General features: G+C 61.7%; 13 protein-coding genes. 7 read left to right on the top strand and 6 right to left on the bottom strand.

Annotation, left to right across the window (positions count from 1 at the left end):
- Position 1: 1 nt before the first annotated feature.
- Positions 2-2,014, top strand: coding sequence for a YhgE/Pip domain-containing protein (locus M0639_RS05440; RefSeq protein WP_007734572.1), 2,013 nt, complete (start codon positions 2-4; stop codon positions 2,012-2,014).
- A gap of 1,434 nt (positions 2,015-3,448) precedes the next feature.
- Here M0639_RS05440 and M0639_RS05435 read toward each other — a convergent pair.
- Both M0639_RS05435 and M0639_RS05430 read right to left on the bottom strand, forming a co-directional pair.
- Positions 3,449-3,985, bottom strand: coding sequence for a hypothetical protein (locus M0639_RS05435; RefSeq protein WP_054781872.1), 537 nt, complete (start codon positions 3,983-3,985; stop codon positions 3,449-3,451).
- A gap of 877 nt (positions 3,986-4,862) precedes the next feature.
- On the bottom strand, positions 4,863-5,441 hold the full coding sequence (locus M0639_RS05430) for a nucleotidyltransferase family protein (RefSeq protein WP_064074115.1): 579 nt from the start codon (positions 5,439-5,441) through the stop codon (positions 4,863-4,865).
- 65 nt (positions 5,442-5,506) lie between these two features.
- On the opposite strand from M0639_RS05430, the gene M0639_RS05425 reads away from it, so the two are divergent.
- From M0639_RS05425 to M0639_RS05415, 3 genes are all read left to right on the top strand, one after another.
- Entirely contained in the window at positions 5,507-5,752 is a 246-nt protein-coding gene (locus M0639_RS05425; protein WP_007734566.1) for a helix-turn-helix transcriptional regulator, read from the top strand.
- On the top strand, positions 5,749-6,237 hold the full coding sequence (locus M0639_RS05420; RefSeq protein WP_007734564.1) for a hypothetical protein: 489 nt from the start codon (positions 5,749-5,751) through the stop codon (positions 6,235-6,237). The genes M0639_RS05425 and M0639_RS05420 overlap by 4 nt, the downstream gene beginning before the upstream one ends.
- 85 nt (positions 6,238-6,322) lie before the next feature.
- Positions 6,323-7,306, top strand: a complete 984-nt coding sequence (locus M0639_RS05415) for an LLM class F420-dependent oxidoreductase (RefSeq protein WP_007734562.1) — start codon at positions 6,323-6,325, stop codon at positions 7,304-7,306.
- A 4-nt stretch (positions 7,307-7,310) separates the two neighbouring features.
- Here the strand turns inward: M0639_RS05415 and M0639_RS05410 are convergent, their stop codons facing one another.
- Positions 7,311-9,533 carry a VanW family protein gene (locus M0639_RS05410; RefSeq protein WP_064074116.1) on the bottom strand — a complete coding sequence of 741 codons (2,223 nt, stop codon included), beginning with the start codon at positions 9,531-9,533 and terminating at the stop codon, positions 7,311-7,313.
- 294 nt (positions 9,534-9,827) lie between these two features.
- A complete protein-coding gene (locus tag M0639_RS05405) occupies positions 9,828-11,183 on the bottom strand; it encodes an acetyl-CoA C-acetyltransferase (RefSeq protein ID WP_003945465.1) in 1,356 nt (451 codons plus the stop codon).
- Between the two features lie 130 nt (positions 11,184-11,313).
- On the opposite strand from M0639_RS05405, the gene M0639_RS05400 reads away from it, so the two are divergent.
- Together M0639_RS05400 and M0639_RS05395 are read left to right on the top strand one after the other, a co-directional pair.
- Positions 11,314-12,660: a 3-oxoacyl-ACP reductase gene (locus tag M0639_RS05400; protein WP_003945596.1), complete on the top strand. Its 1,347-nt coding sequence runs from the start codon at positions 11,314-11,316 to the stop codon at positions 12,658-12,660.
- Positions 12,660-13,523 carry a MaoC/PaaZ C-terminal domain-containing protein gene (locus M0639_RS05395; RefSeq protein ID WP_007734551.1) on the top strand — a complete coding sequence of 288 codons (864 nt, stop codon included), beginning with the start codon at positions 12,660-12,662 and terminating at the stop codon, positions 13,521-13,523. Before M0639_RS05400 ends, M0639_RS05395 begins: the two co-directional genes overlap by 1 nt.
- 100 nt (positions 13,524-13,623) lie before the next feature.
- Here M0639_RS05395 and M0639_RS05390 read toward each other — a convergent pair whose 3' ends face one another.
- Positions 13,624-14,223, bottom strand: coding sequence for a TetR/AcrR family transcriptional regulator (locus tag M0639_RS05390; RefSeq protein ID WP_003945885.1), 600 nt, complete (start codon positions 14,221-14,223; stop codon positions 13,624-13,626).
- 72 nt (positions 14,224-14,295) lie between these two features.
- Positions 14,296-15,474 carry a glycoside hydrolase family 3 N-terminal domain-containing protein gene (locus M0639_RS05385; protein ID WP_007734549.1) on the bottom strand — a complete coding sequence of 393 codons (1,179 nt, stop codon included), beginning with the start codon at positions 15,472-15,474 and terminating at the stop codon, positions 14,296-14,298.
- 101 nt (positions 15,475-15,575) lie between these two features.
- Here M0639_RS05385 and M0639_RS05380 point away from each other — a divergent pair, with 101 nt between their 5' ends.
- On the top strand, positions 15,576-16,043 hold the full coding sequence (locus M0639_RS05380) for a universal stress protein (RefSeq protein WP_058039142.1): 468 nt from the start codon (positions 15,576-15,578) through the stop codon (positions 16,041-16,043).
- Positions 16,044-16,074 lie beyond the last annotated feature (31 nt).

The raw sequence follows: 16,074 nt of genomic DNA, 5'->3' as shown, positions 1-16,074 counted from the left end.
GATGCTCGCTGGAATGTCTCTCGGAACCGAACTCAAGCGGTTCTCCCGCGGCGCGATGCCCAGGATCGCACTCGTCACCATCATCTTGATGCCACTGCTGTACGGCGCGATGTACCTGTGGGCCTTCTGGAATCCGTTCGGTGAGGTCAACAAGGTCCCCGTCGCGCTGGTCAACACCGACCGCGGTGCGATGGTGCAGGGTCAGGAACTCAACGCGGGCGACGAGGTAAGCCAAGCGCTGCTCGATTCCGGTGAGCTCGATCTCCACCTGGTCTCACAGCAGGAAGCCGCTCAGGGAGTCTCGGACGGCACGTACTACTTCTCTCTCACATTGCCTGAGAATTTCAGCGAGGCCGTGGCCTCCCCGACGACCAAGGACCCCCACAAAGCTCAGTTGCAGTTCACCTTCAACGACGTCAACAACTACCTCGGCACCATCATCGGCCAAAACGCCGCCCAGCAGGTCCTCAGTCAAGTCAGCGACAAGATCGGCGCGCAGTCCGTCGAGACGGTCCTGGTCGGATTGACCGACGCGGGTGCAGGTTTGAAGCAGGCCGCCGACGGAGCACTCCAGCTCTCGGCCGGAGTGAACACTGCCAACGCCGGAGCCGGCGAATTGGCGTCGGGCTCGAAAACGCTGGCCGACAACATGGTTACCGCACGTGACGGCGCAGCCACTCTTGCCGGCGGTACAGCGCAACTCTCGACCGGTATCAATACCGCCACGGACGGTGTCCTCGCACTGACCGACGGTTTGGGGCAGCTCGATCTCGGGGCCGTCCAACTGGGCGACGGCGCAAGCCAACTCAGTGGTGGCGTCACCCAGGTCGTCGACCAGCTGAGCGTACTCGGGAACACACAAGCAGACGTCGCACAGCTGGTCGGTCAGGCAGTGGCCAGCCTTCGACTGAACCCGGATCCCGTCAGCCAACAGATCGCCAACGCCCTCGCGCCTGCCCAGGACATGCTGCGCACTCAGGGCTTCGGCGAAGCGACCATGGGTCAACTGGGCGAACTCAAGAGCGGCGCACAACAACTCGCTTACCAACTCGACGATCCCTCGAGCACCTTCCGCGCCGGGCTCAGCGCCGCGGCCAACGGCGGCGGTGAACTCCGCAACGGCCTGGTACAGCTGCGTGACGGCGGTCAGCAAGTCAACGACGGCGCTCAAACCCTCAGCAGTGGACTGGTTCAACTCACCGACGGCAGCGTCCAACTCTCCGACGGTGCAGCCAAACTCGCCGACGGAACCGAGCAACTCCGTGCCGGGTCTGCCGAACTCGCAACCAAACTCACCGAGGGCGCCGGCCAGGTCCCCAGTTGGAGCGATCAGCAGCGAACCGCAACCGCTCAAACCCTCTCCAGCCCGGTCGAACTACAGGAGACGTACGAGAACCGGGCAAGCACGTTCGGTACCGGTTTTGCACCGTTCTTCCTGCCCCTCGCGCTGTTCGTGGGCGGCATCATCACCTGGATGCTGCTCAAGCCGCTCCAGAACCGGCCCATCGCAAACGGACTCGGCGCGCTGCGAGTGGTCCTCGCCTCGTACTGGCCGGCATTGCTCATCGGCATCTGCCAGGTGATCGTGATGTACCTGGTCGTGCACTTCGCCGTCGGCCTGCACCCCACACACGCCCTCGGCACCGTCGGATTCCTGATGCTCATCACTGCCACGTACATGGCGTTGATCCAGGCATTCAACGCCATCTTCGGAGTCTCCGTCGGACGCGTCATCACCCTGGCGTTCCTGATGCTGCAACTGGTTTCGGCCGGCGGCATCTATCCCGTCGAAACCACCGCGAAACCGTTCCAGATCATCCACCCCTTCGACCCGATGACCTACGCGGTGAACGGGCTACGACAACTCACCGTCGGCGGTATCGACTCGAGACTGTGGGTCTCGATCGCCGTCCTCGGCGGCCTTCTCGTCGCCTCACTCGGCGCCAGTTCACTTGCTGCACGCCGAAATCGGCAATGGACCATGGACAGGCTGCATCCGCCGATCGAAGTCTAGGCGAGGGTCTCCGGCCAAGGCTCCACGGTCAGCGCAGGCCATTCCCTGCGCCACCGTGCTGCCTTGGCCTCGTAAACCTCTCGCGGCGCCAGCACCGGGAGGGGCGGACGATCATGTTTTGAAGCTGCCTCGCACGTGATGCAGACCCTGCCAGGAACCTTTACGACAGGGTCTGCATTCGGCTATCTCAGATATCGTCGGAGCTGCCGATCAGCTCACGTCGAATATTCTATTTCGCGCTCATCGATCGAGGCTTGCCCACCCGCCGCCTTCCATTGATGCGGTCCACAACCCGACCAACGTCAGCCCGTAAAACGCTAGCGTGTTCTTGACACTTCCGGTCCAGAAATCAGACGACATGAGTTCACCCTTCTTTACGAGAGTCCGACAAGGAATTGTTGAAGCGGAAACCTAAGGGCGTAGAACGTCATGGTTGCAAGTTCAGCCAGGTCCGTGCTCATTGCGTTGAGCGACATCTAGTTTCTCCTCAGATTGAACAGGGTCACCGGGGGTAACCGAATGACAGTTGGAGCGGGATATCCATCAGATATGTAAATAACATCGGAAGCATCTGTTCTACGGTCTGCCCCAGCGACGCGGTACCTTGCTGCACGGATCCCATCAGCCCTCTCCTCCACTCGCGGACATGTCGAGCGAGATTGCGTTCAATCCATCAAGCCCGTCGCCTAACGATGTTGCAAAGGACGGGATAAATGCCCGCAGGAGGGCCATGAACTGACCTAACATTTGTTACTCCGTTTCCAGTAGGTAATTGCTCTGACTGTGGCGCGGGGCCAGGTCGGTTTATCCGGCACAACAGTGGTTGCCAAGCGAGGTTTTGGGGAAGCCCGCAACTCCTCGTGGTGCCGACAACTGTACCCAAAATTTGCAAATTAGGAACTCGTTCTAGGAATTTTTCTTGCCATAGATGGAATTCATTTAGTTAGCACTAAAGTCCTAGTACTATAGTTCGGTTCATTAAATCTTTAGGACTAGAAATTTTGCACCGAAAGCGAGATGGAACCGCTTGCAGGATCAGAAAGCCACCCGAATCACGGATTCAGGTCGCGCAGCCAACTTCCCGATCACGGCTTCACGAACACTATTCGGTGGCACAAGAATTGATTGCGAGCCAACCTTACGGCGATTGCCCATAAGCCATGACTTCGAGACGATACCGATGCCGTCCAATCCGTGCCGGACGACCGAATTACATCGAGCAGGCTGCGAGACAAAGCCGCAGAGACAGGCCTGCATTCGTCACAGCCGAAGCAGCATTCGCCATCTCCCTGGCGACACCCGCGCCCATTGTCACAATTGCCGAAACACACACCCGAACTCGCAACACGGCGTCATACGGCGAACGGGTTGGAGCACGGAGACCCGCACTCCAACCCGTCCAGGTTCTTACGATCAACCTTGCAGCCGATCGACTTACTGGTAGTAGAAGTTCACCTTCGAGGCCCTATCCGAAAAGATGAACGCATTGCCATGGAGGAGGAACTCCCCTGCATCGATGACGGCGTCCGCCCCGCCGCCCGACCACTGCCCTGTGCGAGTTGTTGTGCCGTCCAACACGGTCGGAGTGTCGGTGGACATCCTGACCTCACCACCGCTCGTCACGGTGCTAGCCATCGCCGAGTCACCCTGCATGCACCATCCACCCGCGGCATTCGTTGTGGCGGTGAAGGTCGTGATCGGAGTCGTGCTGGAGGATGAGCTGTATAGCTTGCCAGTGACCTGGGCGCCCACTACCGCTTTGGCACCAGAAGGCACGCCCGCCACGTGGGCGTCCGGGCCGACGTAGAAATTGCCACATACCTGATACGCAGAGGATGCGGAAAGAGTTACGGCGGAGCCAGCAGCGCCGACGGTGGCAGCGGATGCAATACCGGTTCCGGCGAGCACCATCGCACCGGCTGCGGTACCGAGCAGGACACCTCTGACGGAATTCTTGGCAGTCAACTTCACGAGTTCTTCCTTCGGTTGAATTGATAGACCCCAGGCGTTCAATTCATAGGCGAGAGCGCGGAGTCCTTAACACTCCAACCCGATCTGTTCTGACCATCTCTTATTACCAACCGACCTGCTATCTTCGGGGCTATCGCCAACTTCGCATTTATGGCCCTGCTCGCAGGGCTACAGCTTTCCCTAAAAGGGAATGCCCTGGTGAGAGCTCGCATTGAACAGGACCCGAAGCTCTGGTGACGTGAGTCACTGTACTCACATTTTGTCCATCCGGGAACAGGTTCTAGAAATTTTTCTTCCAACCTCGATATTTTTCTCAATGAAATTTCGAGCATCGAATGCAAAGCGTTTAAACCGACAATCCAAATAGTCGAGAAGTTTGAAAAGCCACGACAGTCGTCGAGCAGAAAATATTCCGATATATCGCACGTTGCACGAAAAGTCACATAGACAAACCACACTTTCACCGTAGAATGTTCATTTGTTAGTGATGATTGCTATTCACATTGGAGAAACCTTATTAGCACTAAAGAATTAGACGTAAAGTATTAGAAACAATCCACCAAATATCGGAAGAGATTTTCACCATGAGGGGACCCAGACAATCATGGATGAACGTCGCAGCACACTGAAAGTTCGTGAAATTAGCGCAGACGATTCCGAAAGGCGCAAGGTCTTGCGGGGGTTCAACTACCAGAACTACAGCTGGATGCGTTGAATCCGGCCGGTTGTCTCCATGCACGGACGGACGAGACAGCAGGGTCGACACGGATCGGCCACAGTTCGTGGCCGTGGCGGACGCACTGCGACCAGGGAAGACACGCCTCTCACGCCGAAATCGGCAATGGACCATGGACAGGCTGCATCCGCCGATCGAAGTCTAGGTCAGGTTCTCCGGCCAAGGCTCCACGGTCAACGCGGGCCATTCCCTGCGCCACCGTGCCGCCTTGGCCTCGTAAACCTCTCTCGGCGCCAGTACCGGATTGGGGCGGACGATCATGTCGAAAAGGTCGTCGTATCCATGCGGGGCATACACGTCGACGGTGCCGTCTGATCCCTTGGTGATCCCGAAACAGCAAGTTGTGGAAGCGAAGTGGTCGATAGCGTCGCAGCAACTGGTGAACGGAACGCCGGGAATCCCGAAATGCTGCTCGTACCACAGGTGCACGCGGGCTTCGTTGCGTACTTCGACATCGGCATCCACATCGGCGAACAGTTCTGCCGCCGAACGAATCACACGGTCCTCCGCGTCGTAGCTCAGATCGCCGGCGTCGAAGTAGAACAGGTCGTAGTCCTTGATTCCGGCGCCGAGATCACGGCCGTCGATGTGATTCCAGACGGTTTGGAAGAGCCCACCCGCCGTCAGGTACCACTCCGGCAATCCCAGCTTCGGCGCACGATCCACGATCGTTGCGACCACCGGATTGGCCAGGGCGATCTCGAGAAATCGTTCACGCATGCTCTTCAGCCTCTCATATGACAAGCAAACTTGACATCTAGTGACAAGTATTCTTTACTTTTTGCATGACTGGAAAGGCCGGCGACAACAACGTGCGGGAGCACCGACGCCTCGCCGGCCTCACCCAGGCGCAACTGGCCACGGCAGGTCAGGTGAGTAGACAGAGCATCGTCTCCGTCGAACGCGGTGACTATGCACCGAGTGTCTACCTGGCACTTCGCCTGGCCCTGGCGCTGGGGACCACCGTCGAAGCGCTCTTCCCCTTACCCGAATCGGAACTCACCACAGAAATTCCAGAGGAGACGGCATGAGCACCATGATGAAGGCAATGCGGTTCGTCGGCGATCTGGACGACGACTTCTACAAGGACGAGCGTCAGCGCGACGTCTGGAACGAAGCCTCGGCGGTGGGACTCCAGAGTGTCTTCTGGGCAATATTCGTCAGCTCGGCGATTCTGCCCTGGGTCGCCGGCCGAACAGGGGCGTGGATCTCGCTCGCCCTGCTGATCGTTGCGTTGTTCGGCTCGTTGATCACGATCATCTATGCACTTCGGTGCGACGTCGATGTCTACGTATTGTCCAACTACAACCGCCCCCGGGTCGTGATCGGCATCGCGCTGTACCTCGTCGCCGCAGTCGGCATCATGGCGCGTCTCAAATTCGATTCCTACGAAGAATCGTCTACCTGGGTCGGCGCTCTCGTCGGCGGAATTGTCGGTGGCGGCATCGCAATCGCGGCAGTCAAGCTTCACCAGCAGCGAGCCAAGCGACGCGAAGCGGCCGAAGAACTTCTCTGACTTCCGGAAGTCTGCCCAGCACAACGGAATCCATAGAGTTGGTAAAATCGTGCCAGGTCAACCGATCGCGAGTAACGTCGAAACGGTGAGCACTCGCCTCGGATACCAGATGCCCAACTTCAGCTACGGCGGTCCGGTCAAGGACCTCTTCCCCACCGTCATAGCGCAGGCCCGCGAAGCCGAAGCCGCAGGCTTCGACACTGCATTCGTGATGGATCACTTCTACCAACTCCCCGGAATCGGAGCGCCGGACGCCCCGATGCTCGAGGCCTACTCGGCGCTCTCCGCGCTGGCGACGGCCACCGAGACCATCCAGTTGTCTGCACTGGTCACGGGAAACACCTACCGCAATCCGCCCATGCTCGCCAAGACCGTCACCACCCTCGACGTGGTGAGCGGCGGTCGGGCCATCCTGGGCATCGGCGCCGGTTGGTTCGAACTCGAACACAATTCGTTCGGATACGAGTTCGGAACGTTCACCGAGCGCTTCCAGAAACTCGACGAAGCACTGCAGATCATCGCGCCGATGCTCCGCGGTGATCGCCCCACCTTCGACGGCAAGTGGTACCACGTCAAGGACGCCATCAACGAGCCTCGCGTCCGCGACGACCTGCCGATCCTGCTGGGCGGTGGCGGTGAGAAAAAGACGTTCGGCCTCGCCGCTCGCTTCGCGGATCACCTCAACATCATCTGCGACCCGTCGGAACTGCCGCGCAAGATGGAAGCACTTGCGGCACGCTGCGACGAAGCCGGTCGCGATCCCGCAACCCTCGAGACCAGCTTCCTCACGTTCATGATGATCGACGAGGACGGCGACAAGGCTCGCGCCCATCAGCGAACGTTTCTCGCGGAGCGTGGCCTCGACATCACCACGGCGCCGGAAGACGTGGTCGCCAAGGCCACCGAACGCCATTTCGTCGGCAGCCCGGACGACGTCGCCGAGCAGGTTCAGACGCGCATCCTCGACCACGGCATCGACGGCGTCGTGATCAACCTGATCACCAACGGCGAAGAGCCAGGCATCGTCGACCTTGCGGGCCGCACCCTCGGCCCACTCGTCGGCAAGTAATCCCCTACTCGCACTTCACGATCGGCACCGGGTCGTACTTGACGGTTCGGGTGTTCGAGGAAATCTCGGCGCCACTCGCGTGGTCGGTGATCACGCGAGTGTCGCTGACCGTGAACCCGGGTGCACCGCTCGAAGCCACACAACCAGGCCCCTCCGGCAACGTCACGGTGTTCGGCGACGTCGGCGACGTACGCGGGCCGGTCGTCGACGTGACATCGACGGTTTTGGTTCCCCAGATCCGAACTGTGATGTTCGACGACGTCGCAATCGTCTCGATCATCACGCCGGTCTTCGCCGGATTACGGAACTGCAGGTCGATCGCACCATCGAAGATGGTCGCCTCACGAGCCTCGGGGTACCGCGAGATGTAGTAACTGTGCTCGGTGTGCGCGACGTCCTCCATACCTGCGAAATACGTCGCGTTGTAGAGCGTCGTCGCGAGCTGGCTGATACCGCCGCCGACAGCCTTGTCCGGGCGACCGTTGTTGATGATCCCCGACTCGATGTATCCCTGCGCCGCACCGCGCGGGCCCGTGTACTCGTTGAGCGAGAACGTGTCACCGGGCTTGATCACGGCCCCGTCGATCTCCGACGCGGCCAGGCCGATGTTCACACCAGACGCGTATTCGAAACCACCGGTAGTGAATTCGCCGATCACCTCGTTGATGCCGAGGGCCTCCGCGGCTTCGGTGGTCAACGCCGGCGGGACCGGTCCGTAAACGGCGGGCGTTGCCCGAGAAGCCGTGCTGCCCAACAGAACCGGAAGTTCCTTGACCGTGTCCGGCCAGTTGATCAGATCACCGACGACACCGGGCACAACCGACGGTTTGCCACCGGCGAAGGTGAACGACGCGTCCTTGGGTTGTACTTCCGTCGACGCCAACTGCGGAGTCAGAATCTTGATCGCAGCATCCGTGTTGTACTGCGGAGTCAGCCCACCCGAGCCGTCGGGTGTGAAGGTCAGAACCTCGCCGATCTGATCGACGCCGAGTGTCGCGACCTTGCCGTCACGGCCGTTGACCACTACGTCACCCGAGACAGCTGGAATAGCGATCTCCTGCAGCGCACGATCGACACCGGCCTGAGTGACCGTCACCGGAACCTCGTCGACCGGAAGATCGACGACGCCACCATCGGACCATTCAGCGGCGAAGGTCGAACCCGCCTGCTGCGTTTCGAGCGCCTGACCGGCAGCGGGCGAAACACCAGTCGCCTTCCCGTTCTCGAACACGACTGCACCTTCGACGGGCGCACGATCGCTGTTCGCCGCGAGCTGCGCCATCGACGCATCCAACGCACCCTGGTCGATTGCCGACACCACGGGCACCTCGCGGGAGCCGAAGAACGACGTGATGCGGGTGATCGGGTTGATGGGCTGAGCGTTCACGCCCGACAGCGTCGCCGACCAGTCGACGTCCACACCCGCAGACGCGGGAACGATCTCGGAGTCGACGCCGCCTGCATGTACCGCTACCGGTTCGACGAGCCTCGGGCCGAGTTGGGCGCGCAGCGTGGCTTCCGCGTCGGCGGGCGTGAGATCACCGATGTCCACCCCGGCGACCTGAGTGCCGCGTGGTGTCTTCCCGGACGAGGTGAAGATGTCCACTCCGTAGGCAATCGCTGCGACGGCAAAGATGGCGCCGACTGCTATCGCCGGTTTGACCCACTTGCGGGAAGACTGCGAAGCGGGCGCCACCGGTTGTTGCGGCGCCGGGGGTGCAACTACCTCTGGTTCTCGGACAACAGGCTCGTACTGCTGCTGGATGGGTTCGAGTTGCTGGGTGTCGTACTGCTGCACGAACTCGGGACGCGGCGGCTTCGGGGGAACCACCACTGCCGGGGGCTCGAACTGCTCTGTCTGCTCGTCGATGGCTTCTGTCGCCGGAGCCGAGTTGACTACTTCCGTCGACGGTGCGTCCTCCGCTGGGACGACAGGGATGACGGTGGTGACCTCGTTTGCCGATTCGTCGACTGTCGCTTCCGTGGAATCGCTTGCTTCTTCGTCGACAGGTCTTGGTGCTTCGGCTGGTTCAGGTTCTACTGATTCAGCCTCGACAACGGCCTCGGTGTCCTCAGGGGCCTCGGGTTCCTCGACCGACTGGGGTTCCTCGACCGACTCGGTCTCTTCGACCGCCTGAGGTTCCTCGACCGACTCGAGTTCCTGTTCCGGGAGGGACGAGTCCTCGCTGTTCGTCTTCTCGACGGACGGACCCTCTTCGTCACTCACCTGTTGGCTCCTCGCTGCATCAACCGTCGCTGCGGCGCTCACCGACAACTCAATACAGGATATCCGGACATACGAGAGCCCCGCGCTGCTGCCAGGTCGGGGGTCAGGCAGCAACACGGGGCTGTCATGAATATCGGTAGCTATTCTGCAGCGTTACACGCCTGCGCGAAAAAGTTTGCAAAGAGTTCGGGGATCCGGCCACCCCTCGTGGCCGGATCCCCGATTACGCATCCCCTCGCGACGATCACTGCAGGTGAGCGCAGTTTTCAGTCGCATGGGGAGATTGTGGAGCGGTTACCGCTCGATGATCGCCGTGACACCCTGGCCACCGGCCGCACAGATCGAGATCAGGCCGCGGCCCGAACCCTTCTCCGCGAGCATCTTTGCGAGGGAAGCCACAATACGTCCGCCGGTTGCCGCGAACGGGTGACCTGCAGCCAAGGACGATCCGTTGACATTGAGCTTGCTTCGGTCGATCGATCCCAATGCGCCGTCGAGGCCGAGGCGTTCCTTGCAGTACTCGTCCGACTCGAAGGCCTGCAGGGTTGCCAGAACCACCGAAGCGAAGGCTTCGTGGATCTCGTAGTAATCGAAGTCCTGCAAGGTCAGACCGTTGCGGGCCAGCAAACGCGGGATCGCGTACGTAGGAGCCATGAGCAACCCGTCTTTGCCGTGGACGTAGTCGACGGCAGCGGTTTCGGAATCGACGAGGTGCGCCAGAACCGGAAGATTGCGTTCGGCTGCCCACTCGTCGGTGGAGAGGAGCACTGCAGAAGCGCCGTCGGTGAGCGGCGTCGAGTTGCCTGCCGTCATCGTCGCGTCGCCGAGCTTGGTACCGAAGACGGGCTTGAGCGTCGACAGCTTCTCGACGGTCGAACCGGGACGGAGGTTGTCGTCGCGGGTCAGGCCGAGGAACGGGGTGACGAGGTCGTCGAAGAAACCGCGGTCGTAGGCAGCTGCCATGTTCTTGTGGCTGGCAGCGGCAAGTTCGTCCTGGTCCTCGCGCTTGATGCCGAATTCCTTGGCGGTGATCGCAGCGTGGTCACCCATCGACTTGCCGGTGCGAGGCTCGCCGTTGCGCGGAATTTCCAGGCCGAGCATGCCCGCACGGACGTTGCCGAGCAGCTTGATGCGGTCGCCCGTGGACTTCGCGCGATTGAGGGAGAGCAGGAACTCGCGCGCCTGATCGTTGACGCCGATCGGGGCGTCGGACGTGGTGTCCGTGCCGCCGCCGATGCCCGAATCGATGCGGCCGGCCGAAATGGCGTCGCCGACGGCGATGATCGACTGCAGTCCCGTGCCACACGCCTGCTGAAGGTCGTACGCCGACGTGTACGGGCTCAGCGCGCTGCCGAGAACGGACTCGCGAATGAGATTGAAATCACGGCTGTGCTTGAGCACCGCACCGCCGACGACCATGCCGAGCTTCTCGCCCTGCAGATTGAATCGGCTCACCAGACCGTCGAGCGTCGCAGTGAACATGTCCTGGTTGGACGCCTGTGCGTACGCCTTGTCCGAGCGTGCGAACGGAATGCGATTTCCGCCGACGATCGCAACCGGACGGCGCTGACCTGCAGAATTTGCAGCGGCTGCGGCCGGTGCAGTGCGCGGTGCGGCGGGCTTTGCATTTGAACGGGCTTTGCTTGTCACTTGCGTCTCCAAGGATGGTGCGATTACCTGTTGAAGACTATTCTTACTCAGTAGTAAGTTACTTGTCTATCGCCGCATTCTTTCGATTGCCCGGTGAGAGACAACCCGAAACACAACAGAAGGTAGGACCGTGGCAGCCAGCAAGGGAGCTCCCGACCTCTATTCACAGTTCCTCTCGTCCGCCCCCGGCGCATTCATCGCGTCGAAGGCCGGCCTGCCCAGGCCCGAGAACCTGCGTCGCTACAAAGCAGGGGAACCCGCACTCGCCGGACCTGTCCTCATCGGCGGCAAGGGTCGGCTCGCAGAACCACTTCGCGTACTGCTCTCCGACTACCCGGCGGCTCAGGCACACGACAGCAGCTTCGGTGGACTCGTGTTCGACGCCACCGGAATCACTCAGGTCAGCGAGCTCGAGCAGCTGTTCGAGTTCTTCCAGCCCGTGATCCGCAACCTCGCACCGTCGGCTCGCGTCGTCGTTCTCGGCACGACGCCGGAAGAAACGTCGAGCGTCGACGAGCATGTCGCGCAGCGCGCTCTGGAAGGCTTCACCCGCAGCGTCGGCAAGGAGATCAAGCGCGGCTCCACCGCTCAGCTGGTCTACGTCTCCCCCAAGGCATCCACCGGACTCTCCGGCGTGGAATCGACTCTGCGCTTTCTCCTTTCGGCAAAGTCCGCCTTCGTCGACGGCCAGGTCATCGTCGTCGGCGCTGAAGATTCCGTCGCGCCCGCAAGCTGGGACAAGCCGCTCGAAGGCAAGGTTGCCGTCGTCACCGGCGCAGCCCGCGGTATCGGCGCCACCATCGCCGAGGTCCTGGCCCGCGACGGCGCGCACGTCGTCTGCGCTGACATCCCGGCCGCCGGCGAAGCGCTGTCCGAGACCGCGAACAAGGTCGGCGGCACGTCCCTCGCCCTCGACGTCACGGCAGCCGACGCAGCCGAGGTCCTCGCAGCTCACCTCCTCGAGCGTCACGGTGGAGCGGACATCATCGTCCACAACGCCGGCATCACCCGCGACAAGACCCTCGCCAACATGGACGAGGGCCGCTGGAACATGGTCATGAACGTCAATCTTCTTGCACCGCAGAAGATCACCGAGCACCTCGTCGAGAAGGGCGCCCTCAAGGAAGGCGGCCGCGTCGTCGACGTCTCCTCCATCGCCGGCATCGCGGGCAACCGCGGCCAGACCAACTACGGCACCTCCAAGGCCGGCGTCATCGGCCTCGTACACGCCGAAGCTCCCGTCCTGGCGAAGAAGAACATCACCATCAACGCCGTCGCACCGGGCTTCATCGAGACCGCCATGACCGCAGCCATCCCCTTCGCCACCCGCGAAGCCGGCCGCCGCATGAGCTCGCTCCTGCAGGGCGGCGAGACCGTCGACGTCGCCGAGACCGTCGCATACTTCGCCAGCCCGGCCTCCAATGCCGTTACGGGACAGGTCGTTCGCGTCTGCGGCCAGAGCCTCCTGGGCGCATGATGGCAACAAAGACCGTCGCGCTCACCGAGCAGCCGAAGACCCTCGACATCTACTCCCGCGCGGTACTGGGATTGTTGCCGTGGAACAAGTCCAACTCGCGCTCGGTGCCACAGCAGACCTTCACCCTCACCGGATTGAAGGTCGACACCGACAATCTGGCGGCGTACTGCCGCGTGACCGGACTGCGGTTCGGCGACACTCTGCCGATCACGTACCCCTTCACCTTGGCCTTCCCTACCGTGATGAAGCTGATGGTGTCGAAGGACTTCCCCTTCGCCGCCGTCGGCTCCGTTCACGCCGAGAACGTCATCGAATCACTGCGGCCCATCTCCGTCAGCGAACCGCTTGACCTCTCGGTGCATGCCGAGAACCTGCGTGAGCACCGCAAGGGCCTGCTGATCGACGTGATCACCGAAATTCGGGTGGGACGGGAACTGGTCTGGCGACAGACCTCGAGCTTCCTGAACCAGCAGAAGACCTCCCTGTCCGGCCAGCCCGGTCCGGAGCCCAAGGCCGACGAGGTCCCCCCGATGCCGATGAGCACCATCCGCGTCGACCAGACCACGATCAGCAAGTACGCCGCTGTCTCCGGCGACCGTAATCCGATTCACGTCTCGTCTCTGGGCGCGAAGGCTTTCGGTTTCCCGAAGACCATTGCTCACGGAATGTGGAGTGCCGCGGCAGTTCTGCGGACCGTCGAGGGGTCCGTCGCGGACAAGGTCACGTACAGCGTGCGTTTCGGGAAGCCGATTCTGCTACCGGCGACGCTGAATGCCTACGCTGATCGCACCGACGACGGCTGGGATCTGTCACTGCGCCACCCGAAGAAGGGTTACCCGCACGTCACTGCGACGCTGCGCTGACCTGAGTTTTGTCGGGTTCCCACCCGCCCCAATTGAGCGAACGTACCTTTCGGCGCCTTGGATGCGCTGAAAGGTACGTTCGCTCAGATTGGTTTGAGAGCTATTCGGACTTCTTCTTGCCCGACAGACCGCGCCACGCGAGGGATTCGAGTAGATCCGCTGCGGCATCCACTTCGATTTCCCCACCCGCAACCCGGTCCGCTACCGCCTCACCGGCGCCGACGAGCGCGATGGCAATGATCCCGTAATCGTGCGCGGCATCAGGATCCTTGGTGCTGGACTCGAGCAGATGCGCGGTCAACTCGATCAACCGATCGCGACTGGACTGCACGGTGCCCGCAAAAGCCTGCTGCCCGACGGCCTGACGGTAGAGCACCATCCACGACTTGCGGTTTGCGCCCACGAACCCGAGGAAGCCCTCGAGAGCGGCGCGCAATTGTTCACGCGGAGTCAGGTTCGGCGCGCCGGCCGGGGCGAGGGCCTCGAGGAAGCGGAGCCCTTCACGATGAATGCACGCCGCGAACAACTCTTCCTTCGAGCCGTAGTACAGGTACAGCATCGGCTTCGAGATCTCGGCCTTGGCTGCGATGGTGTCCATCGAAGTTTCGTGAAACCCCCTGTCGGAGAACACGTCCACAGCCGCGTCGAGCATCTGCTGCTCACGCACTGCGCGTGGCAGTCGCTTGGTACCGCCGGCCATGCTTCCTCCAACCACAGGGTAAATGTCGATCTTACTCTACGGTAAGATTGCGCGTCGAATCCTGACTTCGACTCAGCAGGTCACGGCACCTTTGGCAGCGGCAACTGTGACCACGGCCTGATCGACCCGCGTCTGCGGAAGCTCACCCGACGCGACGGCCTGCTCGAGATGATCGAGAACCCGCGGAACGTCGTCGGTTGTCAGCCACAATGCCTGATCGACTCCAGCCACCAGCGCAGCCTGAACCGCGTCGGCAATATCGTATCGGTCGGTGATCGCCTGCATGCCGCTGAGGTCGTCGGTGAACACCGGGCCGGTGAACGGCGCTGCGCCGTAACCCACTCCGTCGCGAAGCAACGCAACGGCTGCGGGGCTGATGCTGGCAGGGGTACCGGGCTCGGTCAGACCGGGAACCTCGAGGTGACCCATCATGACGCCGACTCCGGTTCCCGACAGCTCACGGAAGGGAATCAGGTCCGACGCGATCAGATCCTGTAGCGGCGGCGTGGTCACCTCGCCCCGGTGCGAGTCACCCGACGCGCTGCCATGCCCGGGAAAGTGCTTGATCACCGGGAAGATTCCGGCATCGCGCATGCCCTGCGCGTACGCACCGGCGTAGGCAACCACGGTCTGGGGGTCGTCGGAGTACGAGCGGTCCCCGATCACGGAGTCGTCGGGTTGGCTGCTGACGTCGACGTCGGGGGCGTAGTTGACGGTGATCCCGAGATCCTTCAAACCGCGTCCACGCTCGAGTGCCATCTGGTACGTCTGTTCCACTGTCATGGTCTGCGCCGTTTCCCTGGCCGACGGATCGGGCCCGAGGATGTCCGCGACGCGGGAAACTCGTCCACCTTCTTCGTCGATCGTCACCATCAACGGCAACTTCGACGCCGAAGCAACCTGCGGCACTTCACGATTGGTGAGCATCGACTGATCGGTCCAACTTCCGACGAATATGCCGCCGATCTCCTCGTTCTGCACTATCGACACTGCGTCGTCGGTCCCGGTGACGCCGACGTTGAGCAGCTGGGCAAGTTTCTGACGCAAGGACAGCGAGGCTAGAAGGTCACTACCGCACGACGCGGCGACGGGTGCGGAGCTCGATGCCGCAGGCGTCGACGTGATCTCGGTGCTGGTGCTGGTCGGGGCGCTCGAAACCGGATCGGCGGTCCCGTTTTCGCCCGAGCATCCCGCAACCAACCCTCCGCACAAAGCAATGGTCGTCGCAGCCTTCAGAAACTTGATCCGCATACCTCGACCGTAACGGACCCGGTACCCATACACTCCCTCACGGGCACATCGGGACGGTAGCCTGGAAGAGAACCGATTCCCCCGCTGACGAGGAGGTCGTGATGCCACAAGGTCTGATGCTCATCGCGTACGACGGTTCCGACAACGCCAAGCGTGCAGTCGACTATGCGGGGCGTTTCCTCTCCGCCAATCGTGCTGTTCTCGTCACTGCCTGGGAGCCCATGGTTCGCCAGGCCGCTCGCATGTCCGGCCTGTCCGGGGTGATGCAACCGGAGTGGGTTCCCGACGACGACGTCGAGGACATCGCGTACACCGACGCCAAAGTCACCCTCGCCGAGGGCGTCGCACTGGCCGAGGCCGCAGGCCTGACCGTCGAAGGTAGAAGCGCCGAGTGCCGATCCGCGATCTGGTCTGCAATCGTCGAAACCGCAGACGAATTGGACGTCGACATCATCGTGACCGGCACCCGCGGCACCACGGGTTTGCGGTCGCTACTGCAGAGCAGCGTCGCGGATCATGTTCTGCGTCACAGTCATCGGCCGGTGTTGATCGTCCCTCCGGGGAAGTGACCTTCGCGCATTCCTGATCCGTGGCCGACTA

The organism is Rhodococcus qingshengii JCM 15477, assembly GCF_023221595.1.
Taxonomy (GTDB): Bacteria; Actinomycetota; Actinomycetes; order Mycobacteriales; family Mycobacteriaceae; genus Rhodococcus_F; species Rhodococcus_F qingshengii.
This window is presented reverse-complemented; position numbering and strand designations above follow the sequence as displayed.